Annotated in this window: 33 protein-coding genes; 28 read left to right on the top strand and 5 right to left on the bottom strand. The window is 68.0% G+C overall.

The features are described from left to right. The 3 genes from BN976_RS02445 to regX all read left to right on the top strand — a co-directional run bounded on the left by BN976_RS02445 (nucleotide 1) and on the right by regX (nucleotide 2791). The gene (locus tag BN976_RS02445; protein ID WP_011778103.1) at nucleotides 1-753 is read left to right on the top strand and encodes a phosphoglyceromutase; all 753 of its coding nucleotides are present in this window, start codon (nucleotides 1-3) and stop codon (nucleotides 751-753) included. A gap of 138 nt (nucleotides 754-891) precedes the next feature. After that, nucleotides 892-2097, top strand: coding sequence for a sensor histidine kinase (locus BN976_RS02440; RefSeq protein ID WP_036367650.1), 1206 nt, complete (start codon nucleotides 892-894; stop codon nucleotides 2095-2097). A gap of 7 nt (nucleotides 2098-2104) precedes the next feature. After that, nucleotides 2105-2791, top strand: a complete 687-nt coding sequence (gene regX, locus BN976_RS02435) for a two-component sensory transduction protein RegX (protein ID WP_011778105.1) — start codon at nucleotides 2105-2107, stop codon at nucleotides 2789-2791. A 56-nt stretch (nucleotides 2792-2847) separates the two neighbouring features. Here regX and BN976_RS02430 read toward each other — a convergent pair whose 3' ends face one another. Beyond that, complete coding sequence (locus tag BN976_RS02430; protein WP_049778018.1) at nucleotides 2848-3651, bottom strand: DUF3109 family protein; 804 nt, start codon at nucleotides 3649-3651, stop codon at nucleotides 2848-2850. 12 nt (nucleotides 3652-3663) lie between these two features. Here BN976_RS02430 and BN976_RS02425 point away from each other — a divergent pair, with 12 nt between their 5' ends. From BN976_RS02425 to BN976_RS02390, 9 genes are all read left to right on the top strand, one after another. After that, nucleotides 3664-4731: a Ppx/GppA family phosphatase gene (locus BN976_RS02425; RefSeq protein ID WP_036367648.1), complete on the top strand. Its 1068-nt coding sequence runs from the start codon at nucleotides 3664-3666 to the stop codon at nucleotides 4729-4731. A 26-nt stretch (nucleotides 4732-4757) separates the two neighbouring features. Beyond that, nucleotides 4758-5891 carry an Rv0497 family membrane protein gene (locus tag BN976_RS02420; RefSeq protein WP_036367647.1) on the top strand — a complete coding sequence of 378 codons (1134 nt, stop codon included), beginning with the start codon at nucleotides 4758-4760 and terminating at the stop codon, nucleotides 5889-5891. A gap of 15 nt (nucleotides 5892-5906) precedes the next feature. Next, nucleotides 5907-6752 (top strand): sugar phosphate isomerase/epimerase family protein, encoded by an 846-nt coding sequence (locus BN976_RS02415; protein WP_011778109.1) that lies wholly within the window; start codon nucleotides 5907-5909, stop codon nucleotides 6750-6752. 17 nt (nucleotides 6753-6769) lie between these two features. Then, nucleotides 6770-7615, top strand: a complete 846-nt coding sequence (locus BN976_RS02410; RefSeq protein ID WP_036367646.1) for a thioesterase family protein — start codon at nucleotides 6770-6772, stop codon at nucleotides 7613-7615. A 69-nt stretch (nucleotides 7616-7684) separates the two neighbouring features. Next, the gene (gene proC / locus BN976_RS02405; RefSeq protein ID WP_199558880.1) at nucleotides 7685-8557 is read left to right on the top strand and encodes a pyrroline-5-carboxylate reductase; all 873 of its coding nucleotides are present in this window, start codon (nucleotides 7685-7687) and stop codon (nucleotides 8555-8557) included. 139 nt (nucleotides 8558-8696) lie between these two features. Continuing rightward, complete coding sequence (locus BN976_RS02400; RefSeq protein ID WP_011778112.1) at nucleotides 8697-8969, top strand: helix-turn-helix domain-containing protein; 273 nt, start codon at nucleotides 8697-8699, stop codon at nucleotides 8967-8969. A 131-nt stretch (nucleotides 8970-9100) separates the two neighbouring features. Further along, the gene (locus tag BN976_RS32350) at nucleotides 9101-9202 is read left to right on the top strand and encodes a 30S ribosomal protein bS22 (protein WP_003402602.1); all 102 of its coding nucleotides are present in this window, start codon (nucleotides 9101-9103) and stop codon (nucleotides 9200-9202) included. A gap of 29 nt (nucleotides 9203-9231) precedes the next feature. Further along, nucleotides 9232-10338 (top strand): SDR family oxidoreductase, encoded by a 1107-nt coding sequence (locus BN976_RS02395; RefSeq protein WP_036367643.1) that lies wholly within the window; start codon nucleotides 9232-9234, stop codon nucleotides 10336-10338. 51 nt (nucleotides 10339-10389) lie between these two features. After that, nucleotides 10390-11460 (top strand): lysophospholipid acyltransferase family protein, encoded by a 1071-nt coding sequence (locus BN976_RS02390; RefSeq protein WP_011778114.1) that lies wholly within the window; start codon nucleotides 10390-10392, stop codon nucleotides 11458-11460. A gap of 9 nt (nucleotides 11461-11469) precedes the next feature. Here BN976_RS02390 and BN976_RS02385 read toward each other — a convergent pair whose 3' ends face one another. Beyond that, the gene (locus BN976_RS02385) at nucleotides 11470-12012 is read right to left on the bottom strand and encodes an FAS1-like dehydratase domain-containing protein (RefSeq protein WP_036367641.1); all 543 of its coding nucleotides are present in this window, start codon (nucleotides 12010-12012) and stop codon (nucleotides 11470-11472) included. A 59-nt stretch (nucleotides 12013-12071) separates the two neighbouring features. After that, complete coding sequence (locus tag BN976_RS02380; RefSeq protein WP_036367640.1) at nucleotides 12072-12977, bottom strand: HAD family hydrolase; 906 nt, start codon at nucleotides 12975-12977, stop codon at nucleotides 12072-12074. 39 nt (nucleotides 12978-13016) lie between these two features. Between BN976_RS02380 and BN976_RS02375 the strand changes: the two genes are divergently transcribed. The 16 genes from BN976_RS02375 to BN976_RS02300 all read left to right on the top strand — a co-directional run bounded on the left by BN976_RS02375 (nucleotide 13017) and on the right by BN976_RS02300 (nucleotide 25297). Continuing rightward, the gene (locus tag BN976_RS02375) at nucleotides 13017-13268 is read left to right on the top strand and encodes a glutaredoxin family protein (RefSeq protein ID WP_036367637.1); all 252 of its coding nucleotides are present in this window, start codon (nucleotides 13017-13019) and stop codon (nucleotides 13266-13268) included. Between the two features lie 144 nt (nucleotides 13269-13412). Continuing rightward, nucleotides 13413-14783, top strand: coding sequence for a glutamyl-tRNA reductase (locus BN976_RS02370; RefSeq protein ID WP_036367635.1), 1371 nt, complete (start codon nucleotides 13413-13415; stop codon nucleotides 14781-14783). 25 nt (nucleotides 14784-14808) lie between these two features. Continuing rightward, complete coding sequence (hemC, locus tag BN976_RS02365; protein ID WP_036367633.1) at nucleotides 14809-15747, top strand: hydroxymethylbilane synthase; 939 nt, start codon at nucleotides 14809-14811, stop codon at nucleotides 15745-15747. Then, nucleotides 15744-17456 (top strand): bifunctional uroporphyrinogen-III C-methyltransferase/uroporphyrinogen-III synthase, encoded by a 1713-nt coding sequence (locus BN976_RS02360; protein ID WP_036367631.1) that lies wholly within the window; start codon nucleotides 15744-15746, stop codon nucleotides 17454-17456. The genes hemC and BN976_RS02360 overlap by 4 nt, the downstream gene beginning before the upstream one ends. A 78-nt stretch (nucleotides 17457-17534) precedes the next feature. Continuing rightward, entirely contained in the window at nucleotides 17535-18515 is a 981-nt protein-coding gene (gene hemB / locus BN976_RS02355) for a porphobilinogen synthase (RefSeq protein WP_036367629.1), read from the top strand. Beyond that, the gene (locus BN976_RS02350) at nucleotides 18512-18925 is read left to right on the top strand and encodes a hypothetical protein (RefSeq protein ID WP_036367627.1); all 414 of its coding nucleotides are present in this window, start codon (nucleotides 18512-18514) and stop codon (nucleotides 18923-18925) included. The genes hemB and BN976_RS02350 overlap by 4 nt, the downstream gene beginning before the upstream one ends. Nucleotides 18926-18945: 20 nt before the next feature. Next, a complete protein-coding gene (locus BN976_RS02345) occupies nucleotides 18946-19392 on the top strand; it encodes a hypothetical protein (RefSeq protein ID WP_036367625.1) in 447 nt (148 codons plus the stop codon). Beyond that, on the top strand, nucleotides 19389-19898 hold the full coding sequence (locus BN976_RS02340; protein ID WP_036367624.1) for a transport-regulating membrane protein Mce1N: 510 nt from the start codon (nucleotides 19389-19391) through the stop codon (nucleotides 19896-19898). The genes BN976_RS02345 and BN976_RS02340 overlap by 4 nt, the downstream gene beginning before the upstream one ends. Then, the gene (locus BN976_RS02335; RefSeq protein WP_036367622.1) at nucleotides 19895-20146 is read left to right on the top strand and encodes a hypothetical protein; all 252 of its coding nucleotides are present in this window, start codon (nucleotides 19895-19897) and stop codon (nucleotides 20144-20146) included. Before BN976_RS02340 ends, BN976_RS02335 begins: the two co-directional genes overlap by 4 nt. Nucleotides 20147-20268: 122 nt before the next feature. Then, entirely contained in the window at nucleotides 20269-21354 is a 1086-nt protein-coding gene (locus tag BN976_RS02330) for an SDR family oxidoreductase (protein ID WP_235621952.1), read from the top strand. After that, a complete protein-coding gene (locus tag BN976_RS34255) occupies nucleotides 21302-21583 on the top strand; it encodes a hypothetical protein (protein WP_235621951.1) in 282 nt (93 codons plus the stop codon). The genes BN976_RS02330 and BN976_RS34255 overlap by 53 nt, the downstream gene beginning before the upstream one ends. Before the next feature lie 53 nt (nucleotides 21584-21636). After that, nucleotides 21637-22509, top strand: coding sequence for an oxygenase MpaB family protein (locus BN976_RS02320; RefSeq protein ID WP_036367620.1), 873 nt, complete (start codon nucleotides 21637-21639; stop codon nucleotides 22507-22509). Next, nucleotides 22496-23086 carry a TetR/AcrR family transcriptional regulator gene (locus tag BN976_RS02315; RefSeq protein WP_036367618.1) on the top strand — a complete coding sequence of 197 codons (591 nt, stop codon included), beginning with the start codon at nucleotides 22496-22498 and terminating at the stop codon, nucleotides 23084-23086. Before BN976_RS02320 ends, BN976_RS02315 begins: the two co-directional genes overlap by 14 nt. 43 nt (nucleotides 23087-23129) lie before the next feature. After that, nucleotides 23130-23399 carry a hypothetical protein gene (locus BN976_RS02310; RefSeq protein ID WP_235621950.1) on the top strand — a complete coding sequence of 90 codons (270 nt, stop codon included), beginning with the start codon at nucleotides 23130-23132 and terminating at the stop codon, nucleotides 23397-23399. Nucleotides 23400-23441: 42 nt separating this feature from the next. After that, nucleotides 23442-23927, top strand: coding sequence for a pyridoxamine 5'-phosphate oxidase family protein (locus BN976_RS02305; RefSeq protein WP_036367614.1), 486 nt, complete (start codon nucleotides 23442-23444; stop codon nucleotides 23925-23927). Beyond that, nucleotides 23924-25297, top strand: a complete 1374-nt coding sequence (locus tag BN976_RS02300) for a cytochrome P450 (protein ID WP_036367612.1) — start codon at nucleotides 23924-23926, stop codon at nucleotides 25295-25297. Before BN976_RS02305 ends, BN976_RS02300 begins: the two co-directional genes overlap by 4 nt. Here BN976_RS02300 and BN976_RS02295 read toward each other — a convergent pair whose 3' ends face one another. Continuing rightward, nucleotides 25298-25678 (bottom strand): nitroreductase family deazaflavin-dependent oxidoreductase, encoded by a 381-nt coding sequence (locus BN976_RS02295; protein WP_036367610.1) that lies wholly within the window; start codon nucleotides 25676-25678, stop codon nucleotides 25298-25300. A 41-nt stretch (nucleotides 25679-25719) separates the two neighbouring features. After that, nucleotides 25720-26340, bottom strand: a complete 621-nt coding sequence (locus tag BN976_RS02290; RefSeq protein ID WP_036367608.1) for a superoxide dismutase — start codon at nucleotides 26338-26340, stop codon at nucleotides 25720-25722. Nucleotides 26341-26673: the final 333 nt, after the last annotated feature.

Genomic DNA, 26673 nt, shown 5'->3' with positions numbered 1-26673 from the left:
ATGGCTGAAACCGCGACGCTGATCCTGCTCCGCCACGGTGAGAGCGAATGGAATGCGCTGAACCTGTTCACCGGCTGGGTCGACGTGGACCTCACCGAGAAGGGCAGGGCCGAAGCGGCGCGCGCAGGCGAGCTTCTCAAGGCGCAGGACCGGCTGCCCGACGTGCTGTACACCTCGCTGCTGCGGCGCGCGATCACCACCGCCAATATCGCGCTGGACAAGGCCGACCGGCACTGGATCCCGGTACACCGGGACTGGCGCCTCAACGAGCGTCACTACGGCGCGTTGCAGGGTCTCGACAAGGCCGAGACGAAGGCCAAGTACGGCGAGGAACAGTTCATGGCGTGGCGCCGCAGCTACGACACCCCGCCGCCACCGATCGAGGCCGGCAGCGAGTTCAGCCAGGACCGTGACCCGCGTTATGCCGACGTCGTCGGCGGCGCCCCGCTGACGGAGTGCCTCAAGGACGTCGTCGAACGTTTCGTGCCGTACTTCACCGAGGTGATCGTTCCGGACCTGAAAGCCGGTAAGACCGTGCTGATCGCGGCACACGGCAATTCGCTGCGGGCGCTGGTGAAGTATCTGGACGGCATGTCCGATGAGGACGTCGTCGGCCTGAACATCCCCACCGGAATCCCGCTCCGGTACGACCTCGATGCCGACCTCAAGCCCACCGTGCCCGGCGGCAGCTACCTCGACCCGGAGGCTGCCGCCGCGGGAGCGGCGGCGGTGGCCGCGCAGGGAGCCAAATAGGGCGGCTGCCGGTGTCCGGCGAACAGCGGGTGAACAGTGGGGGTCGGTGATTCGAACTTCCGTCTCTGGTGGTGTGACTTGTCCCGTTTTGGCCGCACGCTGCTGGGATGACGTTCACCGAATGCGTACGCTTTGTCCGTGAGTGTCCTATCGGCGCTGCTGCTCGCGGCGGTCGTGGCACTGCTCGCTTTGGCGGTCGGTGTGGTGTTCGGAGCGCGGGTGGTGCCCCGGCTTCGGGAACACCGGCAGCGGCGTTCGGCTGAACAAGCAGGCATCACGGTGTCCCAGATGCTGGAACGCATCGTGTCGCAATCTCCGGTCGGGATGGCGGTCGTCGACACCTATCGGGACGTCGTCTACACCAACGGCCGCGCGCAGGAACTCGGCCTGGTGCGCGACCGGCTGCTCGACGACAGGGCCTGGGTGGCCGCCGAGCGCGCGCTGGCCACCGGCGAGCCGGTCGGATTCGACCTCTCGCCCCGCAAGCGCAGCCAGCCCGGCCGCTCCGGGCTGTCGATCCGCGGCCACGTCCAGTTGCTGACCGAACAGGACCGCCGGTTCGCGGTGGTCTATGTCGACGATCAGTCCGAACACGCCCGGATGGAGGCGACCCGTCGCGACTTCGTCGCCAACGTCAGCCACGAGCTCAAGACGCCGGTCGGGGCGATGGGGGTGCTGGCCGAGGCCGTGCTGGCGTCGGCTGACGACCCCGACACCGTGCGGCACTTCGCCGAGAAGATGGTGACCGAGTCCAATCGGCTGGCCAACATGGTCGGTGAGCTCATCGAGCTGTCCCGGCTGCAGGGTGCCGAACGGCTGCCTGACCTGGGGACCGTCGACGTCGACACCGTCGTCTCCGAGGCGCTGTCGCGGCACAAGGTCGCCGCCGACAATGCCGACATCGTGATCACCACCGACGCGCCGACCGGCTATCAGGTGCTCGGCGACCAGACCCTGCTGGTGACCGCGATCGCGAACCTGGTGTCCAACGCAATTGCCTACTCGCCCAACGGATCTGCCGTCTCGATCAGTCGCAGACGGCGTGGCGGGAACATCGAGATCGCCGTCACCGACCGCGGGATCGGCATCGCGCCCGAGGATCAGGAGCGGGTGTTCGAACGATTCTTCCGTGTCGACAAGGCGCGGTCCCGGGCCACCGGTGGTACCGGACTCGGGTTGGCGATCGTCAAGCATGTCGCCGCCAATCACAACGGCTCCATCCGATTGTGGAGCCAACCGGGGACGGGGTCGACGTTCACCCTGTCGATCCCCGCGGCCCTCCCCCTTGATCCCCACGGCGACGATGCCGTTGATTCAGACGAACTTGCCGAACGAGAGGACTGATTGATCGATGACCAGCGTGCTGATCGTGGAGGACGAGGAGTCCTTGGCTGATCCCCTGGCCTTCCTTCTCCGCAAAGAAGGCTTCGAGGCCACCGTGGTGGCTGACGGGCCTTCAGCCCTCGCCGAATTCGAGCGGGCGGGCGCCGACATCGTGCTGTTGGACCTGATGCTGCCCGGTATGAGCGGCACCGATGTCTGCAAGCAGCTGCGGTCGCGCTCCAGCGTCCCGGTCATCATGGTGACCGCCCGGGACAGTGAGATCGACAAGGTCGTCGGCCTGGAGCTCGGCGCCGACGACTACGTCACCAAGCCGTACTCGGCTCGTGAGCTGATTGCCCGGATCCGCGCCGTGCTCCGCCGCGGTTCCGACGCCGACGACGCCGGAATCGGTGACGGTGTGCTGGAGGCCGGACCGGTGCGGATGGATGTCGAGCGGCATGTGGTCAGCGTCAACGGCCAGTCGATCACGTTGCCGCTCAAGGAGTTCGACCTACTCGAATATCTGATGCGCAACAGCGGCCGGGTGCTCACCCGGGGGCAGCTCATCGACCGGGTGTGGGGCGCCGACTATGTCGGTGACACCAAGACCCTCGATGTGCACGTCAAGCGGCTGCGCAGCAAGATCGAGGCGGACCCGGCCAATCCGGTGCACCTGGTGACCGTCCGCGGCCTCGGCTACAAACTCGAGGGCTGATCATGTGATTTCGGTGTAGTTGGTCAACCTCAGCGTGACCAACTACACCGAAATCCCTACTCTGCCAGCCGGGTCGCCGGGTGGACGGCGATCAGGCCCAAGCCGCTGCGGCGCTTGCACATCGCGGCCAGCTCCGCGTAGGTCTTCTCGCCCAGCAGCTCCGTGAGTTCGGGGGCGTAGGACTCCCACACCTGCTTGGCGCCGACGTGGGTGTTCGGGTCTCCGGTGCAGTACCAGTGCAGATCGAGGCCACCCTCGCCCCAGCCGCGGCGGTCGTATTCGGTGATCGTGGTCTTGAGGATCTCCGAGCCGTCGGGCCGGGTGATCCATTCCTGGGTGCGGCGGATCGGCAGCTGCCAGCACACCTCGGGCTTGAGCGTCAGCGGCTCGACACCGATCGCCAGCGCCTTCTGGTGCAACGCACACCCGATGCCCTTCGGCCAACCCGGACGGTTCAGAAAAATGCAGGCGCCCTTGTACTTTCGGGTCCGCCAATTCGGCTTGTCGTCGTACTCGTCGAGCTCCAGGTAGCCCTTGCGGCCCAGGCCCTTGTCACGGAACTGCCAGTCCTCGTCGGTCAGCAGCTTGACCGCGTCGTCGAGCTGGGCGCGGTCGTCGTCGTCGGAGAGAAACGCGCCGTGCGAACAACATCCGTCGTCGGGCCGGTCCTCCACGGTGCCTTTGCAGGCCGGAGTGCCGAAAACGCACGTCCACCGGGACAACAGCCACGTCATATCCGCGGCGATCAGGTGCTCGGGGTTGTCCGGGTCGTAGAACTCCACCCACTCGCGGGCGAAATCCAATTCGACCTCACCAGGACGGGATGCCGATGCGCTCACGGTTTTCAACGGTAGACCCATTAAGTTGGTTGGGTGCGATTAGGCGTGCTCGACGTGGGTAGCAACACAGTCCATCTGTTGGTGGTGGACGCCCGTCGTGGCGGCCACCCGACACCGATGAGTGCCACCAAGGCCTCGCTGCGGCTGGCGGAGTCGATCGACAACTCGGGGAAGCTCACCCGCAGAGGCGCCGACAAGCTGGTCGGGACCATCGACGAGTTCGCGCGGATCGCCACCAGCTCGGGCTGCGCGGAGTTGATGGCGTTCGCCACCTCGGCGGTGCGCGATGCGACGAACTCCGAAGACGTGCTGGCCCGGGTCCGCGCCGAAACCGGCGTGGATCTGCGGGTGCTCAGCGGCGTCGACGAGTCGCGGCTGACGTTCCTGGCGGTGCGCCGCTGGTACGGCTGGAGCGCGGGCCGCATCATCAACATCGACATCGGCGGCGGGTCGTTGGAGCTGTCCAGCGGTGTCGACGAGGAGCCCGACGTCGCGTTGTCGCTGCCGCTCGGTGCGGGCCGGATGACACGCGAGTGGCTTCCCGACGATCCGCCGGGCCGCCGCCGGGTCGCGGTGCTGCGCGACTGGCTGTCCAACGAACTGTCCGAGCCGGCGGCGGCGATTGCCGAGGCCGGCGCGCCCGACCTGGCGGTGGCCTCGTCGAAGACGTTCCGCTCGCTGGCGCGACTGACCGGTGCCGCGCCGTCGGGCGCCGGTCCGCGGGTCAAGCGCACGCTGACCGCATCGGGTCTTCGGCAACTCATAAATTTCATCTCTAGGATGACCGCGGCTGACCGTGCAGAACTGGAAGGGGTGAGCGCCGATCGGGCACCGCAGATCGTCGCGGGCGCATTGGTGGCAGAGGCGAGCATGAAAGCCCTCGGCATCGAGAGCGTCGACATCTGCCCATGGGCGTTGCGAGAGGGCCTCATCCTGCGGAAACTCGACAGCGAGGCCGATGGCAGCGCCTTCGTGGGCGACACCGACGATTCGGGCGGTTCGGGCAAACCGGGCAAGGTGGGCGGAACGGACAAGGCCGGCAAGGCCGACGGAGGAGAATCAGCCGCGCGTCCGATGTCCGTGCGCAATGCTGGACGGTAAGCAGCGAGGCTCAAAGGCAGCAGGCGATGACTGGATCTGATGACAGCTACAGCACCCGGCCGATTTCGGTCGCCGAGTTGCTGGCGAAGAACGGCACGATCGGCTCACCCCCGGTCGGTGGCAGGCGCCGCCGGCGGCGGGGCAACGCCGACGCCGTCACCGTCGCCGAACTGACCGGCGAGATCCCGATCGTCCGCCCGGACGAGCCCACTCCGGTCGAGGAACAGCCGGGCGAACCCGAACCCGAACCCGAACAGGCCACGCCGACCAACGGTTCGGTCGATGAGGCCGCCAGCGTCGAGCCCGACGGGGAGCTGGTCGAACCGGCGGAAGACACCGTCACCGCCGAGGACGAGAACGGCGAAACGGAACCCGAAGCGGAATCCGCAATCGAGGCCGAACCCGAACTCGAGGACGACGAGTACGCCAAAGCGGTCGCCGAATACGCAGCGCACATGGAGCAGCGCGGCACCGAACCGGAGGAGACCGCCGAGCCGGCCCGCAGATTCGGTTTCGGCCGGTTCGGCCGCAAGAGCTCGACCGTCGATGCCGAGCAGTGGACTCCCGACCCGGTGGACGAGGACACGCTCGACTCCGACGTCGAGATCGACACCGACGAGGATCTCACCGAGACGGAGATCGAAGACCTCGACGACGAGCTGGCCCTGCGGGACACACACGACACCCTCATCGGCGCCGACGTCGAGATCGAGGACGAGGACGAGGACGAAGACGTAGACGAACTGCCGTCATATCTGCGGTCGACCGAGGAGCCGCTGTTCGGTGGGCAGACGGTGGCCGACGACCTGGCCCGGCGTGGACGGCGCCCCACCGAGGAGCACGACGAGGACGAGGACGAGGACCTCACCGACGAGGCGTACGGCGAGCCGCGCCGGATGTCCTCGTTCGTGCACGGCCTGTGGATCGTGGGCCAGTGCATCATCGCGGTGATCTTCGGTGCCGGGCTGTTCGTGGCCTTCGACCAGCTGTGGAAATGGAACAACATCATCGCCCTGGTGCTGTCGGTGCTGGTGATCCTCGGTCTGGTGGTGGGTGTCCGGGTGGTGCGCAAGACCGAGGACATCGGCAGCACACTGATCGCGGTGGCGGTCGGGGCGCTGGTGACCCTGGGTCCGTTGGCGTTGCTGCAATCGGGCTGAAGCCGACAGATCACGGTGCGTCCCGCAATCAAGGTCGGTCTGTCCACGGCCTCGGTCTATCCGCTGAGGACTGAGGCCGCTTTCGAGTACGCCGCCAAGCTCGGCTACGACGGCGTCGAGCTGATGGTGTGGGCCGAGCCGGTCAGTCAAGATGTTGAAGCCGTGGGCCAGATGTCCGAGCAGTACGACGTGCCGGTGCTGTCGGTGCACGCCCCCTGCCTGCTGATCACCCAGCGCGTCTGGGGCGCCAACCCCGTCCCGAAGCTGGAACGCAGCGTGCGTGCCGCCGAGAAGCTCGGCGCCCAGACCGTCGTGGTGCACCCGCCGTTCCGGTGGCAGCGCCGCTACGCGGAGGGATTCAGCGCCCAGGTCGCGGCGCTGGAGGCCACCAGTGACGTGATGGTCGCCGTGGAGAACATGTTCCCGTTCCGGGCCGACCGCTTCTTCGGGGCGGGACAGACCTCGATCGAGCGGATGCGGAAACGCGGAGGCAACCCCGGGCCGGGTATCTCCGCGTTCGCACCGTCCTACGACCCGCTCGACGGCGGGCACGCGCACTACACGCTGGATCTGTCGCACACCGCGACCGCGGGCACCGACGCGGTCGACATGGCCAGGCGCATGGGTGACGGTCTGGTGCACCTGCACCTGGCCGACGGCAGCGGCGCATCGACCGACGAGCACCTGGTGCCGGGCCGGGGCACCCAGCCGACAGTGGAGGTCTGCGAGATGCTGGCCGCCAGCGACTTCGCCGGTCATGTCATCCTCGAAGTCAGCACCTCCGGTGCGCGCACCGCTGCCGAACGCGAGGCGTTACTGACCGAGTCGCTGCAGTTCGCTCGCCGACATCTGCTGCGCTGACACCCGAGGATTCCGTGATGACTGGCTCCACCCTGTTCACCGACGCGATGGCGCTGACCCCCGCCGGAGACGGGGTGTACCACGGGGTGTTGAACGAGCACTGGACGATCGGACCCAAGGTGCACGGCGGCGCGATGCTGGCGTTGTGCGCCAACGCGGCCCGTACCGAGTTCGACGAGCCCGGGGTGGAACCCATCGCGGTGTCCGGCAGCTTCCTGTGGGCGCCCGACCCCGGCCCGATGGAAGTCGTCACCACGGTGCGCAAGCGCGGCAGGCGGGTCAGCCTGATCGATGTGGAGCTGCGGCAAGGGGTGCGCACGCGCGATGAGCGCTCGCGCGTAGAGCAGAGAGTGGCGTTGCGCGCCGCGATCACGATGGGGACGCCCGAACACCATGTGCCGCCGCTGCTGTCGGTCAACCCGGTGATCCCGCTGATGACGCCGGAGCCACCGCCCGGCCTGGAGCCGATCGGTCCGGGGCATTCGATGGCCGACATCGTGCACCTCGCACACGGCTGCGACATCAGGCCGTCGTTGACATCGTTCTCGCGCCGCGCGGACGGCGGGATGCCCGTCATCGAGTACTGGGTGCGACCCAAGGGGGTGGCGCCGGACGTGTTGTTCGCGCTGCTGTGCGGGGACGTATCGGCGCCGGTGACGTTCGGGGTCAACAGGTTCGGATGGGCGCCGACGGTTCAGCTGACGGCGTTTCTGAGGGCGCTCCCGGCCGACGGGTGGCTGCGGGTGATGTGCACGGCGACCCAGATCGGTCAGGACTGGTTCGACGAGGACCACATCGTGGTGGACTGCGAGGGGCGGATCATCGTGCAGACGCGTCAGCTCGCGCTGGTGCCGACCGGCTGAGTCGGCAGTCGGCAGTCGGGCTTGAGCCGGCAGGTATGCGCCCACCGCGAGCGTGCGATGCTGTGCGGCATGGCCAGAATCGCGATCATCGGCGGCGGGAGTATCGGAGAGGCGTTGCTTGCAGGACTGCTGCGCGCCGGCAGGCAGGTCAAGGATCTGGTGGTCGCCGAGAAGAACCCCGGACGGGCGAAGTACCTCGCGGAGAAGTACTCGGTGCTGGTGACGGCCGTGTCGGACGCGGTCGACGCCGCGACGTATGTCGTCGTCGCGGTCAAGCCCAGCGATGTCCAGTACGTCATCGGTGACATCGCCGACACCGCTGCGCGCGCGGAAAGCAATGCGGCCGAACAGGTTTTCGTCACAGTCGCCGCAGGTGTCAGCACCGCGTACTACGAGAACAAGCTGCCTGCCGGTTCTCCGGTCGTGCGGGTCATGCCGAATGCGCCGATGCTCGTCGGCGGTGGGGTCAGCGCGCTCGCGCCGGGCCGGTTCGCCACCCAGGAGCACCTCAAGGAGGTGTCGCTGCTGTTCGACGCGGTCGGCGGCGTGCTCACGGTCGCCGAGTCGCAGATCGACGCGGTCACCGCGGTGTCGGGTTCGGGTCCCGCCTACTTCTTCCTGATGGTCGAGGCGCTCGTCGACGCGGCGGTGGACGCGGGCCTGGCGCGCTCGGTGGCCACCGATCTGGTGGTGCAGACGATGGCGGGTTCGGCCGCGATGCTGCTCGAGCGCCTCGACGAATCCGCGCCGTCGAACGATTCTGCGGCAGGGGCGTTCATGGACACGTCGGCTGCGCAGCTGCGCGCCACGGTGACCTCACCGGGCGGCACCACCGCCGCTGGGCTGCGGGAACTCGAGCGGGGCGGTCTGCGGGCGGCCGTGGCCAACGCCGTGGAGGCCGCCAAAACGCGCTCTGAGCAGCTCGGAATTACACCGGAGTAGTTCATGAATTTGGAACTGATTAGCCCACACCCGTCGCAGTAACCACACCTGCCACGCTATTCTCCCAGTGGTAAGCACGGGTTGGTGCCAGCGGTGGGGAAGCCGCTGGAACTGCCCGCGCCTGATGGATTGGGTTGCGATGACGTCTATGAACGGGCCATCTTCGCGGGATTCGGCCGGCGGTAAGGCGGCGCGCGACGCCGGCCAGAGCACCGCCGGTGACGGGCAGCCGCAACGAGCTCAGTTTCTCACCGTTGCCGAGGTGGCGAGCTTGATGCGGGTCAGCAAGATGACCGTCTACCGCCTGGTGCACAACGGCGAACTGCCCGCGGTGCGGGTCGGTCGCTCGTTCCGCGTGCACGCCAAAGCGGTTCACGACATGCTGGAGAGCTCGTACTTCGACGCCGGCTAGATCGTCGCGGCGCGAACGCTCGCGCCCGTCGCCGAACTGGATTTCGGCGCCGGTACGGTCGCCAGGTAAGGTGACCGGTCGAGACTGACGAGATCCGACGGATCTACACACACATCTAGGTAGCGGAGTTCATGGGTTCTGTCATCAAGAAGCGGCGCAAGCGCATGTCGAAGAAGAAGCACCGCAAGCTGCTTCGTCGCACCCGGGTGCAGCGCAGAAAACTCGGCAAGTAGGCCCTCCGCCCCGCCGCTAGGCTGTCTGGATGGATTCCGAGGCCCGGTCTGGAGGCCGTTCCGGGGCCGACGGCTCGGACACCCGTGACGATCTGAACTACCCGAAGGTCGTGCTGGTCATCGGCGCGTGCCGGTTCCTGGGTGGATACCTGACCGCACGGCTGGCGCAGAACCCCTTGATCAATCACGTGATCGCGGTCGACGCGATCGCGCCGAGCAAGGATCTGCTGCGCAGGATGGGTCGCGCGGAGTTCGTCCGGGCCGACATCCGCAACCCCTTCATCGCCAAGGTCATCCGCAACGGTGACGTCGACACCGTCGTGCACGCCGCGGCGGCGTCGTACGCGCCCAGGTCGGGCGGCCGCGCGACGCTGAAGGAACTGAACGTGATGGGCGCGATTCAGCTGTTCGCGGCCTGCCAGAAGGCGCCTTCGGTGCGGCGGGTGATCCTCAAGTCGACGTCGGAGGTGTACGGGTCCAGTTCACGGGACCCGGTGCTGTTCTCCGAGAGCAGCAGCCGCCGCAGGCCGCCCGGTGAGGGTTTCGCCAGGGACAGCATCGACATCGAGGGTTACGCGCGTGGCCTGGGCCGGCGCCGACCCGATATCGCGGTGACGATCCTGCGGTTGGCCAACATGATCGGCCCTGCCATGGACACGGCGCTGTCGCGGTATCTGGCGGGTCCGGTCGTGCCGACGATCATCGGGCACGATCCGCGCCTGCAGTTGCTGCACGAGCAGGACGCGCTCGGTGTGCTGGAGCGCGCGACGATGGCGGGCAAGGCGGGCACGTTCAACGTGGGGGCGTCCGGGGTCATCATGATGAGCCAGGCGATCCGGCGGTCGGGGCGGCTGGCGCTGCCCGTTCCGCGTTCGGTGTTGGTGGCGGTGGATTCGCTGTGGCGCGCCACCCGTAACACCGAACTGGATCGAGAGCAGCTCGACTACCTCAGCTACGGCCGCGTCATGGACACCACCAGGATGCGCACCGAGCTGGGCTACACGCCGAAGTGGACGACGGCGGAAGCCTTCGACGACTATGTGCGCGGCCGTGGCCTGACACCGATCGTGGACCCCGACTGGATCCGGTCGGTGGAGAATCGCGCGGTCGCGGCGGCGCAGCGCTGGGGACGGTAAACTTCCGTCTCGAGACGACACTGGGGGAACTTGGGGGGGAGGGAAACGACGTTGGCGGGCGAGCCCAAAGCGAAAGTCATTCCACTGCACGCGAATTCGGGTCGCGGTGCGGCCCAGCGGCGCGCCGCCTCTCAGCGTGCCGACGCTGCGCGCAGACATCCGTCAGTGCTGGCCGATTCCGGAAGTCGCGCATCGGCCGACCAGATCGCCGCCGTCGTCCGCGAGATCGATCAGCATCGCGGCCAGGGGGCCGGCTCCGGCCTCGAGGGCGCGGCACCCAATGAGCTTGCGCAGCGCATCGCCGCGGTTTCCGAGTTCATCCGCAAGCGGATGACCGGTGAGTACACCGTCGACGAGTTCGGCTTCGATCCCCACCTCACCAACGCAATCTTTCTGCCTTTGCTGAGGGTGTTCTTCAACTCGTGGTTCCGGGTCGAGGTGAGCGGTATCGAGAACCTGCCGGAGACGGGTGCGGCGCTCGTTGTGGCCAACCACGCCGGCGTGCTGCCGTTCGACGGGTTGATGACGCAGGTGGCCGTTCGGGACAAGCACCCCGCGCACCGCGATCTGCGCCTGCTGGCCGCCGACATGGTGTTCGACATGCCGATGGTCGGACAGGCCGCCCGCAAGGCGGGCCACACCATGGCCTGCACCGACGACGCCCACCGCCTGCTGTCCGCCGGGGAACTGACCGCCGTGTTCCCCGAGGGTTACAAGGGTCTGGGCAAGCGGTTCAAGGACCGCTACAAGCTGCAGAGGTTCGGCCGCGGCGGGTTCGTGTCCGCCGCGTTGCGCACCAAGGCGCCGATCGTGCCGTGCTCCATCGTCGGGTCCGAGGAGATCTACCCGATGATGGCCGACGTGAAGCTGCTGGCCCGGCTGCTCGGGCTGCCGTACTTCCCGGTCACACCGCTGTTCCCGCTGGCTGGGCCGTTGGGCGTGGTGCCGCTGCCGTCCAAGTGGTACATCCAGTTCGGTGAGCCCATCGACACCGCGGACTACGACGAATCCGCCGCCGACGATCCGATGGTCACCTTCGATCTGACCGACCAGGTGCGCGAGACCATCCAGCAAACGCTGTACCAGCTGCTGGCCAACCGCAGGAACACCTTCTTCGGCTGACCGTCCCGCTCAGTCCGCTTGAGGGCTTTGCCCAGCAACGAACTTCGACAGCGCTGCGGCGTCCCGCTTCGCGGCGATCTGGGCGGTCAGCTCGTCGGCTTCGGTGTCCGATTCGGCTTCGCCCATCACCGTGACGATGCTGGTGATCACCGGTTCGCCGTTGTCGTCGGTGACCTCGCCGCGGATCTCGGTGAGCACCGCGCCGTGCGATTCGGTCACCGAGTCGAGGTAGGAGTCGAACCACAGCTTGTCGCCGGCCAGGATCGGCCGGTGGAAGATCAGCTTCTGGTCGCGGTGCAACACCCGCTCCATGTTGATCGGAAGATCGAACTGGTTGAAGATCTCCTCCTGCACGCGGCGGCCGGCCACCGCGAGGAACGTCAGCGATGCGACCAGGGCGTCGTAGCCGTACTCCTTGGCCGCCTCTTCGGAGTAGTGCGCCGGATGCTCGTCCTTGACGGCGCGGGCGAACTCGCGGATCTTCTCGCGGTCTACCGCGAAGTAGTCGGGATACCGGTAGTGGGTTCCGATGATCTCTTCTGCGATGGCCATGCCAAGTCTTTCCGTTTCTGCCGGGAGCGGCGCGAGCCTACCAGCGGTCGAATCGGCGGCTACTTCTTCTCCCGGCGGGACACCGCGGCGGCCAGCGCGCCGCCGACAGCGCCCAGCGCCAGCGCGGACGGCACCCCGATGCGGGCGGCCTTACGGGCGGTGCGGAAATCGCGGATCTCCCAGCCCCGCTCCCGGGCCAGGTCGCGCAGGTCGGCGTCGGGGTTGATGGCCACCGCGGTGCCGACCAGCGACAGCATCGGCACGTCGTTGAAGCTGTCCGAGTAGGCGGTGCAGCGGCGCAGGTTCAGTCCCTCGCGGATCGCCAGCGAGCGCACCGCGTGCGCCTTGCCGGTGCCGTGCAGGATGTCGCCCACGAGCCGGCCGGTGAACACCCCGTCGATGGACTCGGCCACGGTGCCCAGCGCGCCGGTCAGACCCAGCCGGCGGGCGATGGTGTCGGCCAGCTCGTAGGGCGTCGCCGTGACCAGCCAAACCTGTTGGCCGGCGTCGAGGTGCATCTGCGCCAGCGCCCTGGTGCCCGGCCAGATCTTGTCGGCGATGATCTCGTCGTAGATCTGCTCGCCGAGCGCGACCAGCTCGGCCGTCGACCGTCCCTCGATGAACGCCAGCGCCTTGCGCCGGCCCGCGGCGACGTCGTCACTGTTCTCCCGGCCTGTCAACTGGAACTTGGCCTGCGCCAGGGCGAAGCGGGCCAGGTCCTGATAGGTGAAGTACTCGCGGGCGGCCAGGCCCCTGGCGAAGTGCACCAGCGACGACCCGTGCACCAGCGTGTTGTCGACGTCGAAGAACGCGGCCGCGGTCAGATCGGGCGGCGGCGGCGGCGGGCCGGCGACGTCGTCCAGCGGTTGGGCAAGCCCTTCCGCGGCGACCTCGGCGCTGACCTCACCGGCGAGTTCCTGCGCCCGGCTGCCGGAACCGACCTCGATTCCCCCGGTATCGGACACGGCTACAACACTAGGGCACCTGCCCGGGATACTGGCGGGGTGGATCGACAGGTGGAGTTGCTGACCCGGGAGGGCTGCCCGATGTGTTCGGCCGTGGCCACGCGGCTGGCCGAGCTGGCCGCAGAACTGGGTTTCGCCTTGACGGTGACGGATGTCGACGCGGCCGCCGCCGCGGGCGATGCCGGACTGCGGGCCGAGTACGGGGACCGGCTTCCGGTGGTGCTGCTCGACGGTGCCGAACACAGTTACTGGGAAGTCGACGAAGCCAGGCTGCGCGACGACCTCGCCTGAGGTTCCCCGCCGAAATTGCATTCCACGCGCGTCAACTTGGACTTTTACCGCGTGGAATGCAATTTCGGCACCGATGGAGCAAATTTGGTGGGCCAGCTGGTTAACGACTACCTTTGAAGCCGTGCTGATCGTGGTGAGGGAGCCATGAGCGTCCTGCTCTTCGGGGTTTCGCACCGCAGCGCGCCGGTGTCCGTTCTGGAGCAACTGAGCGCGGACGAGTCCGATCAGGCCAAGCTCATCGACCAGGTGCTGCAGTCCTCGCTGGTCACCGAGGCGATGGTGCTCTCCACCTGCAACCGAGTCGAGATCTACGCCGTGGTCGAGGCGTTCCACGGCGGCCTCTCGGTCATCGGGCAGGTGCTGTCCGAGCACTCCGGCATGTCACTGCAGGATCTGACGAAGTACGCCTACGTGCGCTACGCCGAGGCGGCCGTCGAGCACCTGTTCTCCGTGGCCGGCGGGCTGGATTCCGCCGTGATCGGCGAACAGCAGGTGCTCGGCCAGGTCCGCCGCGCCTACGCCTCCGCCGAGGCCAACCACACCGTGGGTCGCACGCTTCACGAGCTGTCGCAGCGGGCGCTGGCCGTGGGCAAGCGGGTCCATTCCGAGACCGGGATCGACGCCGCAGGCGCCTCGGTGGTGTCGGTGGCCCTCGACACCGCGGAGAAGAAGGTCGGGTCCCTGGCCGGCCGCAGCGCGGTGCTGGTCGGCGCCGGATCCATGGGCGCGCTGGCCGCCAAGCAGCTGATGCGCGCCGGGGTCGAACGCATCCACGTGGTGAACAGGACGCTGCCCCGGGCCGCCAAGCTCGCCGAGAACGTCCGCAGCTACGGCATCACCGCCGAGGCTTTCCCGTTCGACCACCTGCCCCCGCTGCTCACCGACGCCGACATCGTCGTCACCTGCACCGGCGCGGTCCGGCCGGTGGTCTCGCTCGCTGATGTGCACCGCGGGCTGGCCCACGTCCGGGAGCCCAAGGAACTGGTCATCTGCGATCTGGGCATGCCGCGCGACGTCGACCCTGCGGTCGCCGGCCTGCCGGGTGTGTTCGTGGTCGACATGGAGCGCATCCTGCGGGAGCCGACGGCCAGGGCCGCGGCCACCGATGCCGACGCGGCCCGCACGATCGTGGCGGCGGAAGTCGCCAAGTACCTGGCCGGGCAACGCATGGCCGAGGTCACCCCGACCGTCACCGCGCTTCGTCAGCGCGCTGCCGATGTCGTCGAGGCCGAGTTGCTCAGGCTGGACAACCGGTTGCCGGGGCTGGACGCCGCACACCGCGACGAGGTCGCCAACACGGTTCGCCGGGTCGTCGACAAGCTCCTGCACGCGCCGACGGTGCGGGTCAAACAACTCGCGGGCGCACCGGGCGGCGACAGCTACGCCGAGGCGCTGCGCGAGTTGTTCGAACTCGATCAGCACGCGGTCGACGCGGTCGCCGGCACTGAATTGGGTCCCCTCGCCGGAGGCGACGAAATGGGTTCCCTTGCCATCGATCTCGATATGACCGAGTGACGCTCGGCCCGCCGAAAGCCAATACGTGATTCGAATCGGCACCCGGGGAAGCCTGCTGGCCACCACCCAAGCCGGAACCGTGCGCGATGCCCTGATCGCCGCCGGGCACGACGCCGAGTTGGTGATCGTCTCCACGGAAGGGGACCAACGCGCCGACGCACCCATCGCCGAGATCGGTGTGGGGGTCTTCACCGCCGCCCTGCGGGAGGCCATCGCCGACGGCCTCGTCGACGCCGCCGTGCACTCGTACAAGGATTTGCCGACGGCGCCCGACCCGCGCTTCACGATCGCCGCCACACCGGTGCGCGAAGACGCCCGGGACGCGCTGGTGGCCCGCGACGGCCTGGTGCTCGGGGAGTTGCCGGCCGGCTCGGTGATCGGCACGTCCTCCCCGCGGCGGGCCGCACAGCTTAGAGCACTGGGTCTCGGTTTGGAAATCCGCCCCCTAAGAGGCAACCTAGATACCAGGTTGAACAGGGTAAGCAGCGGTGAACTCGACGCCATCGTGGTGGCCAGAGCGGGATTGGCCCGCATCGGCCGCCTCGACGCGGTGACCGAGGCGTTGGAGCCGGTACAGATGTTGCCGGCGCCTGCGCAGGGAGCTCTGGCAGTCGAGTGCCGCGCCGGTGATACGGCGCTTGCGCAGGTGTTGTCGCAATTCGATGACGCTGACACGCGCGCGGCGATCACCGCAGAGCGAACCCTGCTGGCCGAACTGGAGGCGGGTTGCTCCGCACCGGTGGGCGCGATCGCCGAGGTGGTCGAGTCTATCGATGAGGACGGCCGCGTCTTCGAAGAGCTGTCGCTGCGCGGCTGCGTGGCGACGCTGGACGGATCCGACGTGATCCGCGCGACCGGCATCGGGACACCCGATCGGGCCCGGGAGCTGGGGCTCTCGGTGGCCGAGGAGCTGTTCGAGCTGGGAGCGCGTGACCTGTTGGACGAAGGCGGGAGAGACAGATGAGCTTGCGAGGACGCAAGGGCAAGCCCGGCCGCATCACGTTCGTCGGCTCCGGGCCCGGGGATCCGGGCCTGCTGACGACGCGGGCGCGGGCGGTGTTGGCTCACGCCGCCCTGGTGTTCACCGATCCCGACGTGCCTGAAGCGGTGCTGGAACTGGTGGGTTCCGAGCTGCCGCCGCCGTCGGGGCCGCTGCCCCCTGCCGCCGCCGGCGCGGCCGCGAAACCCGCCGACGCGGTGGTCAAGGACGCCGACGCGCAGGATAAGCCGGTCGAGGGCGGCAAGGCCGCCGAAGATGCGGTCATCCCGGGTGGACCCGACGTGCGTCCCGCCCTGGGCGATCCGGCCGAGGTCGCGAAGACACTGGCCACCGAGGCTCGTACCGGGGTCGACGTGGTCCGGCTGGTCGCCGGAGATCCGCTGTCGATCGACTCGGTGATCACCGAGATCAACGCGCTGGCCAAGACCCAGCTGAACTTCGAGATCGTGCCGGGACTGCCCGGTACCTCGGCGGTGCCCACCTACGCGGGTTTGCCGCTGGGCTCGTCGCACACCGTCGCCGACGTCCGCGATCCCAATGTCGACTGGGCGGCGCTGGCCGCCGCACCGGGACCGCTGATCCTGCACGCCACGGCGTCGCACCTGCCGGAGGCGGCACGCACGCTGATCGAGTACGGCCTCGCCGACTCCACGCCGGCCGTGGTCACCGCCAACGGCACCACCTGCCAGCAGCGTTCCGTCGAGACCACCCTTGGTGGGCTGCTCGACAAGGCGGTGCTGGACAAGCCGGCCGTCACCGAACCCGCAGGCCCGCTGACCGGGACGCTGGTGGTCACCCTCGGTCGCACCGTCGCCCACCGCGCGAAGCTGAACTGGTGGGAGAGCAGGGCACTGTATGGGTGGACCGTGCTGGTGCCGCGCACCAAGGATCAGGCGGGTGAGATGAGCGACCGCCTCGTCGGCCACGGCGCGCTGCCCATCGAGGTGCCGACCATCGCGGTCGAGCCGCCGCGCAGCCCGGCCCAGATGGAAAGGGCCGTCAAGGGATTGGTAGACGGCCGGTTCCAGTGGGTGGTGTTCACCTCCACCAACGCCGTGCGCGCGGTGTGGGAGAAGTTCAACGAGTTCGGCCTGGACGCTCGCGCATTCTCCGGCGTGAAGATCGCCTGCGTCGGTCAGGCGACGGCAGAACGGGTGCGCGCCTTCGGGATCAACCCCGAGCTGGTGCCCACGGGCGAGCAGTCGTCTCTGGGCCTGCTTGATGAGTTTCCGCCGTATGACGACATCTTCGATCCGGTGAACCGGGTGCTGTTGCCGCGCGCCGACATCGCCACCGAAACGCTGGCCGAAGGTCTGCGCGAGCGCGGCTGGGAGATCGAGGACGTCACCGCTTACCGCACGGTGCGCGCGGCACCGCCGCCGGCGCAGACCCGCGAGATGATCAAGACCGGTGGCTTCGACGCGGTGTGCTTCACATCGAGTTCGACGGTGCGCAACCTGGTCGGTATCGCGGGTAAGCCGCACGCCCGCACCATCGTGGCCTGCATCGGACCGAAGACCGCCGAGACCGCCGCGGAGTTCGGGCTGCGGGTGGACGTGCAGCCGGAGGTCGCCGCGGTGGGACCGCTGGTGGAGGCGTTGGCCGAGCACGCCGCCAGGCTGCGCGCCGAGGGTGCGTTGCCGCCGCCGCGGAAGAAGAGCCGCCGCCGCTGAGAACTCGCCGAAATTGCATTCCAGCAGGACGGCACTCGAACTTTTTCTGCTGGAATGCAATTTCGCGGAAGGTAGACAATGGCCTTTCCTCGACACCGGCCCAGGAGGCTGCGGACCACCCCGGCGATGCGCCGGCTGGTCGCCCAGACATCGCTGGAGCCAAGGCACCTGGTGTTGCCGATGTTCGTCGCCGACGGCTTGGACGAACCCCGAGCCGTCGAATCGATGCCCGGGGTGGTGCAGCACACCCGCGATTCGTTGCGCCGGGCCGCCGCCGATGCGGTGGAGGCAGGCGTCGGCGGGTTGATGCTGTTCGGTGTTCCCCGGGAAGAGGACAAGGACCCCACCGGCAGCACCGGTGTCGATCCCGATGGCATCCTCAATCGGGCGCTGCGGGATCTGGCCAAGGACCTCGGCGACAGCACCGTGCTGATGGCCGACACCTGCCTCGACGAGTTCACCGACCACGGGCACTGCGGGGTGCTGGACCCCACCGGCCGGGTCGACAACGACCTGACCAACCGACGTTACGTCGAACTGGCGGTGGCCCAAGCGAATTCGGGTGCCCACATGGTCGGTCCGAGCGGGATGATGGATGGTCAGGTCGCCGCGATCCGCGACGGCCTCGACGCCGCCGGGTACAGCGAGACCGCGATCCTGGCGTACGCCGCGAAGTTCGCGTCGGGGTTCTACGGACCTTTCCGGGAGGCGGTCGGGTCCAGCCTGCAGGGCGATCGGCGCACCTACCAGCAGGACCCCGGTAACGCGCGTGAGGCGCTGCACGAGATCCAACTCGACATCGACGAGGGTGCCGACATCGTGATGGTCAAGCCGGCGATGGCCTACCTCGACGTGGTGCGGGCCGCCGCGGACATCTCGCCGGTTCCGGTGGCCGCCTATCAGGTGTCGGGCGAGTACTCGATGATCGCCGCGGCCGGGGAGAGGGGCTGGATCGACCTGCCCACCGTGGTGTTGGAGTCCCTGGAAGGAATCCGGCGTGCCGGTGCCGACATCGCGCTGTCCTACTGGGCCGTCGACGTGGCCCGTTGGCTGTCGTGACCGATTCCCGCGAGCAGCCGGGCAGACCTGAGGACGTCGACACCGCATTCTGGCTGTGGGTGGTGGCGCTGCCACTGCTGACGATCGGCTACGTCGTCGACCTGCTCATCACGCGAGCACACCCCGTCGGCCTGATCCTGGCGCTGTCGCTGGTGTTCGTCGGGGTCCTGGTGGCGATGGTGCTGACATTCATGTTCCTGATGCGGCAGGGCTACCGCTGGGCGCGCACGCTGTTGACCGGTGGTGCGATCGCAGCGGTGGTGTACTCGTTGTCCAACCTGTTCACCGTGGAGCGGCCTGCGGCGGCGGCGATGGCCTATGCCGCTCCGGTGATCATCGGTTCCGTGCTGATCGCCGGCGGGGTGTACCTGCTGCACCGCAAGGACTCCCATGAGTTCTTCATGCGCTGATTGGTTACGCTGACCCGACCATGACCGCCCCGACGCCATCCAGCAGGCCACGCATCGTCGACATTGCGTTCTGGTGCTTCATCGCCGGCGCGGTCATCATGATCGTCGGCGGTCTGATGGCGCTGACCGCGACCTACGACGCCGCACGGTCGGCGATCCCGCCGACCGTGTCCGACGAGCAGGTGCGCAGCTACCTGACCATCTACCGGTACAGCGGTATCGGCGCGGTGCTGGTGGCCGGGGCGCTGGCATTCCTGGCAGGGCGCGCGCGACGAGGTGACGCCCGGTTCCGGCTTGCCACGCTGGCCCTGGGGTTCGCCGCGGTGGTCGTCATCGGGATGCTCGCCATCGGCGTCGGGGTGGCCCAGCCGCTGATCCTGCTCGGACTGTTGCCGGTCCTGATCGGCGCGCTGCTGTTCGTTCAGCCCTCGGCGCGACTCTGGTTTCAACAGAAGGACCTGCCGTGACCGAGCCCACCGACACCCAACCCGCCGGAACCCAGCCGGAGGTGCTGTTCTACGAGCAGGGCGCCAGCTGGTTGTGGGTGCTGGCAGGCCCGGCCGCCGGAGGCGCGATGGCGATGATCCAGCTGTCGGCCGGCTACGGCATCCAGTGGGTGGTGCCAGGGATCTTCTTCGTGCTCGTCTCGCTGTTCCTGGCCATTCAGGTCAAGGCGGCCCGCATTCACACGTCGGTGGAGCTGACCACCGAGAAGTTGAGGCAGGGCACCGAGATCACGCTGACCGACGAGATCGTGCGCGTCTATCCCGAAGCCACCGGCTCGGAGACGCCGAAATGGCAGTATGCGCGGGCGCTGGGCGAGCTCACCGGGGTCCCGCGCGGACGCACCGGCATCGGCCTGCGGCTGACCAACGACCGCACCGCGCAGGCGTGGGCGCGTAAGCACCAGCAGCTGCGGGCCGCGCTGACCAACCTGATCGAGGAACGCATCCCCCCGGAGCCGGCCCCGTGAAGGTTATCGTCCAGCTCGGCGTGGCAGTGCTGGCCGGAGTCGGCAGCGTGCTGAGCTGGCTGGCCGCGAGCGCCACGGTGACGGTGGCCCCGGTCCTCGACGGTGAGCCGGAGACCACCTCCGTGGTCTACAACGCGCCGTTGCTGACGTTGTCGCTGCTGCTGGCGACGGTGGCCGGCGTGCTGACCGTGCTGGGCATATCGGGTCTGCGGCGACGCTCGCCCGCGACTGGGGACCATAGTCTCTAGTTCGGCGGTGCCGCGTTCTCTTTGATGGGGAGTGTGTTCCAGTTCGCTGAGAACGCCGGCTATCAGATGCCGGGTCACCGTCGGCAGCCAGATCATCCGGGTCGACCAGCACGGGAGTTGGCATGGTGAGCAATCATTTTCGGGGAAAGGTCTGCGTCGTCACCGGCGCAGCGTCGGGTATCGGGCTGGCGGTCGGCACGGCTCTGCTGGACCACGGTGCCACCGTGGTGCTCGCTGACTTCGACGCCGACCGGCTCAAGACCGTCGCCGAGGGGTTGAGCATGCACGGCGGCCGGGTGCACTCGGCCGCCGTCGACGTCACCGTTGAGGAGGCGGTGCAGGCGCTGGTCGAGGGGGCCGCCACCGCGCACGGCTCTTTGGACTTTCTGTTCAACAACGCCGGGGTGGGCGGGACGATGCCCATCGGCGCGGCGACCCTCGAACAGTGGCGGCGCATCGTCGATCTGAATTTGTGGGGCGTGATCTACGGTGTGCACGCCGCGGTGCCGATCATGGTGCGCCAGGGCAGCGGCCACATCGTCAACACCGCCTCGCTGGCCGGGCTGGTGCCGTTTCCCTATCAATCGCTTTACTGCACAACCAAATACGGCGTGGTCGGGTTGTCCGAAAGTCTGCGCTACGAACTGGCCGCCGACGGGATCCGGGTGTCGGTGGTGTGTCCCGGCAACGTCGTCAGCCGAATCTTCGGCACGCCGATCCTGGGCCGGCCGGTCGACGCGGCACCGCCGGAGGACTCGATACCGGCCGAGGAGGCGGCGCGCCTGATCCTGGCGGGGGTGGCCGCGGGCGAGGGCATCATCGCGTTTCCCGAGAAGCCCCGCGAACTCTGGCGGTCCTACGCCGAGTCCCCGGACCGCGTGGAGGGCTATCTGCAGGAGGTGGCCCGGCAGCGCCGCGTCGCATTCGCCAGCGGAGATGCGCAGGCGGTGTTCCGTGCGACCAGACCGCCGGCGGGACCTGAGCGTGGCCGCGCCCAGCTCCACCGTCGGCGGCTACCTGCGGACGCAGGCGACCATCGCCGGGTTGGTCAACCTGGTCCTCAACCCGGCCATCGACTGGTTGACCAGCCGGCACAAGCCGGTCCAGCCGGTCTGGGGTGTCAACGGCCTGGTGGTCAATTTCGTCATCACATCGTTGATCCTGGCGACGCTGGTCGGCGCGTTCGCGGCGCGGGGGGTGCGCCGTGAGGCGCGGGCGGGCCGGCTCGGCGTGCGGCGGCCGCCGCAGCGCGGCTGGCTGACGGGGTTGGGGCTGGGCGCGGCCGCTGCCGCGGTGAGCGTCGCGGTGGCGTGGCTGTTGCAGACCGTTGGCGTCGCGACGGCGTCACTGACCGCGCTGATGCTGGTCAAGGCCGTGTACAGCGGTGTGCTCGGATATCTGGTCGCGGGGTGGGTGATCCGTAAGCACGTGCAGTGAGCCTGCTCACAGCACCTTTGGTACAAAGTGCAGAATCTGTAACACTGTTGCCCATGACTGAGTTGGCGCAGCAGACCGAACACCTCGATGACGCGCTTCCGCTGGGGCCGCAGTCGCTGGTCTGGAAATACTTCGGTGACAACCGAATGTTTCTGATCGGACCACGGCCCGCGGTGCTGCAGAACATGCTGGCCGAGCTCGGCCAGGGCGTGTACGACCACTCGACGTTCTTCGCCGACACCGCCGAGCGGCTCAAGCGCACCATCCCGCCGATCTTCAACACCGTCTACGGGTCCGACGAGGACAACGCCGGCCTACAGGTGCGCGACTTCCACCACCACGTCAAGGGTGAGATGCCCGGCGCCGACGGTGCCGCCGGAGCGCGCTACCACGCGCTCGACCCCGAGACGTACTTCTGGGCGCACGCCACGTTCGTCGAGCAGATCTACTACTTCGCCGACACGTTCGTGAAGCGGCTGACCGACGCCGAGCGTGAGCAGATCTGGATGGAGTCGAAGACCTGGTACCGCCGTTACGGCGTCAGCGACCGCCCGATGCCGGCCACCTACGCCGAATTCGAGCAGTACTGGGACCGGATGATGGACCAGGTCCTCGTCGCGCACCCGTCGGCGAAGTACGGCGTCGGCTACGTGACCAAGGGCTTCCCGAAACCCAAGGCGGTGCATCCGCTGGTGTGGCGGCTGGTCGCCCCGGTGTTCAACCCGCTGGCGGCGTTCCTGACCACGGGCGGACTGCCGCCGCGGGCGCGGATGTTGCTGGGCCTGCCCTGGACCGACAAGCAGGAACGCCGCTACCAACGCTTCGCGGCGATCTGGCGGTCACGCCCGGTGAACTGGATCTGGGATCATCTGCCGATGCGGGTGCGCTACAGCGGCTACGCCGTCAAGGGCTATGCGCGGGGCTGACGCGACCGAGCACATTCTCGACGCCGCCGTCGTCGAGTTCGAACGGCACGGCTTCCGCCGCGTCGCGCTCGACGACGTGGCGCGCCGCGCCGGGGTCAGTCGCACCACGATCTACCGGCGCTTCGCCAACAAGGACGAGTTGGTGGGCGCCGTCATCGAACGGGAGAACACCCAGCTCTTCGCCGACATCGCTGCCGAACTCAAAGGTGCTGGGCCCCAGTCGAATTACTACGTCGAAGCGTTCACGCTGTCGATCCTGAAGTTCCGCGGGCACCGGGTGCTGCACCAGATGATCGTCGACGAACCCGGACTCGTCCTCGAGCTCGCCGCCCGCTACCACCGTGCTGCGATCGACCGGATGGCCGCGGCCTTGCGGGTGATCTTCCCGCCCGGTTTCGCCGAGCGAATCGGCCCGGCTGCCGTCGACGAGCTCGCCGACTGCATCCTGCGCTACGCCGCGATGGTGTTGCTGCTGCCCAGCGCGCAGCCGCTGGAGACCAGCGACGACATCCGCGCGTTCGCTCGTCAACACTTCCTGCCCAGCCTGCCCGCGGCGCTGCGGACGGTTCCGGCATGAGCGGTGGTGTTTCGTGGCTCACAGTTTCGGGCAGCCGTTGCGCATGGCCGAGAACACAGACGCCCAGAACCAGCAACTCACCGGGAAGCCCGACGTCACCGACGAGCACCGCGAGAAGGCCAAACAGATGGCCAAGGCCTACTCCGACGATCTGCAGACCACGACGCTGCCCGGCAGCGGCGGCACGGTCGCGGGCACGTCCGTCACCGACTGGGTCGACGACAAGGACAAAGGCAACATCGAGACCACGGCCGACGAGGGAAATGTCGAGTACCGCAACACTGAGGAGTTCCGCAGGAAACTCGAGGAGTGACCGCGGCACCGAAAGGCCGTCCGCTTGCCTAGTCTGGCACGTGTGACACCCCTCAACCGGATCGCGCCGTCGTTCGTGGAGATGGCACATTCCATCGTCTGGGCCTCCGTGGCCACGGTCGACGCGGACAGCAAACCGCGCAGCCGCATCCTGCATCCGTACTGGGAATGGGACGGCACCGACCTCTTCGGCTGGGTGGCGACGGTCCCCAGCCCGATCAAGCGGGCGCACCTGGCGGTCCACCCCGACGTGTCCGTGAGTTACTGGACCCCCACCCACGACACCTGCAGCGCCGAATGCCTGGTCGAGTGGTACTCCGACGACGACACCCGCACCGCGGTGTGGCAGAAGTTCGCCGCCGCGCCGCCCCCGGTCGGATACGACCCGTCGATCATCCCGTTCTGGAAGGACGGGCCGACCTCCGACCAGTTCGCCGTGTTGCGACTGGCTCCCTACCGGCTGCGCGTGATGCCCGGCACCGTGATGACCGAAGGTGCGGGCGTAGTCCAGAATTGGCACGCGTCATGACAACCCGCGACACCGCCGCTCCGCCCGACGTGGCCTCACTGTCGCTGGTCCCGCGCAACCCGCTGCCACTGTGGAAGTTGGTGCAGTTGGTCCGGCGACTCGACACCGGCCAGGAGGTGATCCGCGACGCCGGCGGCCCGATCACCCGCATCCAACTGGGGCCGAGGAAGCTCATGCCCCCGATCGTGGCGGTGATGTCACCCGCCGGGATGCGGGATGTGTTGGGGCGCAACGACGCCTCATCGGATCGCTGCATCATCCACGAGCAGGTGCAGGAGATGGCCGGCGACAGTCTGTGGGTGTTGCCCAACGAACAGTGGCGGCCCCGCAAGCGGGCTCTGGCGCCGGTGTTCACCAAGTTCGGCGTGCGCGCCTTCGGTGGCCACATGTCCAAGGCCGCACAGGCTTTCGTCGACCGATGGCCCGACGGCGGCGAGGTCGACCTCGACGCCGAGTGCCGCAGAGTCGCCATGCAGTCGCTGGGCCGTTCGGTGCTGGGCGTCGATCTGAACGAACGCGGCGAGACCATCGCCCGATGCATGCATGTCGCCTCGTCCTATACCGCCGACCGGGCGTTGCGACCGGTGCGGGCGCCGCGCTGGCTGCCCACCCCGGCGCGACGGCGGGCCCGTAGGGCAGTGGACGCCATGCGCGTGATCACCGATGAGATGGTCAAGGCGTGTCGGTGCGACCCGACGCGCGACGCCCCGCTGGTGCAGGCGCTGATGGCCGCCACCGACCCGGAGACCGGCCGACCGCTGACCGATGAGGAGATCTCCAACGACCTGCTGATCTTCATGCTGGCCGGCCATGACACCACCGCGACGGCGCTGACACACGCGCTGTGGGTGCTCGGGCACCATCCCGACATCCAGGATCGCGTCGCGGCGGAGGCCGCCGCGATCGGTGACCGCGAGCTGACGCCCGACGACGTGCCCGCGCTCGAATACACCGTCCAGGTGCTGCACGAGTCGGTGCGGCTGTGCCCGCCCGCCGCCGGCGTGGCGCGGCTGGTGACCCGAGACTTCGCGGTGGACGGTTACCGGGTGGAAGCCGGCAGCCTGGTCGCGCTCGGGCTGTACGCGCTGCACCACGACCCGACCCTGTGGCCGGAGCCGATGGCCTTCGACCCGGACAGGTTCAGCCCGGAGAACGTCCAGGCCCGCGACCGCTGGCAGTTCCTGCCGTTCCTCGGTGGCGGGCGGCCCTGCATCGGGGAACACTTCGCCCGGCTGGAGACCACGCTGGCGCTCGCCACGGTGGTCCGGGCCTGCCGGATCGAGTCGCTCGACGACGATTTCGAGTGTGAGGTGCCGTTGACCACGGTCGCCAAGGGGCCGATCAGGGCGCGTGTCACCCCGCGTCGCTGATCAACCCCGATCGAGGAGTACCGCCTGTTCGAACGGCAGCAGCCCGAACAACGGCCGCATCCACCCGGTCACCGACGGCGCCGCCTCGGCCTTCGTCATCACCCGCGGATTGACGACGGGGAATGTCCTCCCGTAGCGGCGCATGGTGCCGCCGCCCGCGGCCACGATGTTCTTCAGCCAGTCCCGGTCCGGACCGTAGGTCAGGAGGACCGCGACGCCGTCGGTGGTCGAGAACACAGTCAGGGGTGTGCGGTAGCGCCTACCGGACTTCCGCCCGGCGTGTTCGAGGATGCCCATCGTCGGGGCCCACCCCGCCCACAGACGCTGGATCGGGTTGGTGACATGCCGGTTGAACCGCGCCAGCCATTGCGGCAGTTGCATGCCTCCATCATGCGGCGAGCTTGCGGAAGGCTACCGAAGATTCAGAAGATAAGGCCCTGGCCCTTGCCGATGGCGGCGACGAAACGGCTCTGTACGTCCTGCCAGTTGACGACGTTCCAGAACGCCTTGACGTAGTCGGCCTTCACGTTCTTGTACTGCAGGTAGTACGCGTGCTCCCACATGTCCACCTGCAGCAGCGGGATGATGCCGAGCGGCACGTTGGCCTGCTGGTCGTACAGCTGGAACGTCAGCAGTCGATCGCCGAGGGTGTCGTAGCCCAGCACCGCCCACCCGGAGCCCTGCAACCCGTTGGCGGCCGCGGTGAACTGCGCCCGGAAGTTGTCGAACGAGCCGAACTGGTCATCGATGGCGGCGGCGAGCTCGCCGGTGGGTTTGTCTCCGCCGTTGGGGGACAGGTTTTTCCACCAGATCGTGTGGTTCACATGCCCGCCGAGATGGAATGCCAAATTCTTCTCGTTCAGGAAGATCGCACCGTGATCGCCGTTGGCGCGTGCCTCTTCGAGCTTGGCGAGGGCGTCGTTGAGGCCTTTGACGTAGGTGGCGTGGTGCTTGCTGTGGTGAATCTCGTTGATCTGTCCCGAGATGTGGGGCTCCAGCGCGCCGTAGTCGTAGTCCAGGTCAGGCAGCGTGTACTCGGCCATGAAGGTCCTCTCTGATCTTCGGGTGGGCGCGCCGCACCCGACGCATATCGCGGTGCCCCGGGCTTCCCACGATACCTGTCTATCCAGACACGTGTTCATTTGCTAAAGTATTGGCTCGGAGTGTCCGTTGCGGCGGCACCCGCCGACCGACCAGTCAGCAACCGAGAGTGGTCAATCACAATGGCCGATGACGAAAAGACCCAATGCGCCATCGACGTCATGACCGCGTGGATCGATGACCGCGACGACGACCTGTTGCACGCCAGGGCGCTCCGGCGTTGACGGTCGGGCTGGTCAACTTGTCCGGCCTGCTGTCGGCAAGAGTGCGCAGGA

The sequence above is a fragment of the Mycolicibacterium austroafricanum genome (genome assembly GCF_000612725.1).
GTDB lineage: Bacteria > Actinomycetota > Actinomycetes > Mycobacteriales > Mycobacteriaceae > Mycobacterium > Mycobacterium austroafricanum.
Note: the sequence above shows the minus strand (reverse complement) of the source record. Positions and strands in the feature narration are given on the sequence as shown.

Excerpts from the sequence above, each read along its gene's own strand:
- BN976_RS02445 (WP_011778103.1), top strand. The coding sequence starts at position 1 with ATGGCTGAAACCGCGACGCTGATCCTGCTCCGCCACGGTGAGAGCGAA.
- regX (WP_011778105.1), top strand. The coding sequence starts at position 2,105 with ATGACCAGCGTGCTGATCGTGGAGGACGAGGAGTCCTTGGCTGATCCC.
- BN976_RS02310 (WP_235621950.1), top strand. The coding sequence starts at position 23,130 with ATGGCCGAGAACACAGACGCCCAGAACCAGCAACTCACCGGGAAGCCC.
- BN976_RS02315 (WP_036367618.1), top strand. The coding sequence starts at position 22,496 with ATGCGCGGGGCTGACGCGACCGAGCACATTCTCGACGCCGCCGTCGTC.
- BN976_RS02410 (WP_036367646.1), top strand. The coding sequence starts at position 6,770 with ATGACTGGCTCCACCCTGTTCACCGACGCGATGGCGCTGACCCCCGCC.
- BN976_RS02395 (WP_036367643.1), top strand. The coding sequence starts at position 9,232 with ATGGATTCCGAGGCCCGGTCTGGAGGCCGTTCCGGGGCCGACGGCTCG.
- BN976_RS02430 (WP_049778018.1), bottom strand. The coding sequence starts at position 3,651 with ATGGGTCTACCGTTGAAAACCGTGAGCGCATCGGCATCCCGTCCTGGT.
- BN976_RS02385 (WP_036367641.1), bottom strand. The coding sequence starts at position 12,012 with ATGGCCATCGCAGAAGAGATCATCGGAACCCACTACCGGTATCCCGAC.
- BN976_RS02400 (WP_011778112.1), top strand. The coding sequence starts at position 8,697 with ATGACGTCTATGAACGGGCCATCTTCGCGGGATTCGGCCGGCGGTAAG.
- BN976_RS32350 (WP_003402602.1), top strand. The coding sequence starts at position 9,101 with ATGGGTTCTGTCATCAAGAAGCGGCGCAAGCGCATGTCGAAGAAGAAG.
- BN976_RS02330 (WP_235621952.1), top strand. The coding sequence starts at position 20,269 with ATGGTGAGCAATCATTTTCGGGGAAAGGTCTGCGTCGTCACCGGCGCA.
- BN976_RS02320 (WP_036367620.1), top strand. The coding sequence starts at position 21,637 with ATGACTGAGTTGGCGCAGCAGACCGAACACCTCGATGACGCGCTTCCG.
- BN976_RS02420 (WP_036367647.1), top strand. The coding sequence starts at position 4,758 with ATGACTGGATCTGATGACAGCTACAGCACCCGGCCGATTTCGGTCGCC.
- BN976_RS02300 (WP_036367612.1), top strand. The coding sequence starts at position 23,924 with ATGACAACCCGCGACACCGCCGCTCCGCCCGACGTGGCCTCACTGTCG.
- BN976_RS02290 (WP_036367608.1), bottom strand. The coding sequence starts at position 26,340 with ATGGCCGAGTACACGCTGCCTGACCTGGACTACGACTACGGCGCGCTG.
- BN976_RS02370 (WP_036367635.1), top strand. The coding sequence starts at position 13,413 with ATGAGCGTCCTGCTCTTCGGGGTTTCGCACCGCAGCGCGCCGGTGTCC.
- BN976_RS02345 (WP_036367625.1), top strand. The coding sequence starts at position 18,946 with ATGACCGCCCCGACGCCATCCAGCAGGCCACGCATCGTCGACATTGCG.
- hemB (WP_036367629.1), top strand. The coding sequence starts at position 17,535 with ATGGCCTTTCCTCGACACCGGCCCAGGAGGCTGCGGACCACCCCGGCG.
- proC (WP_199558880.1), top strand. The coding sequence starts at position 7,685 with ATGGCCAGAATCGCGATCATCGGCGGCGGGAGTATCGGAGAGGCGTTG.
- BN976_RS02360 (WP_036367631.1), top strand. The coding sequence starts at position 15,744 with ATGAGCTTGCGAGGACGCAAGGGCAAGCCCGGCCGCATCACGTTCGTC.
- BN976_RS02295 (WP_036367610.1), bottom strand. The coding sequence starts at position 25,678 with ATGCAACTGCCGCAATGGCTGGCGCGGTTCAACCGGCATGTCACCAAC.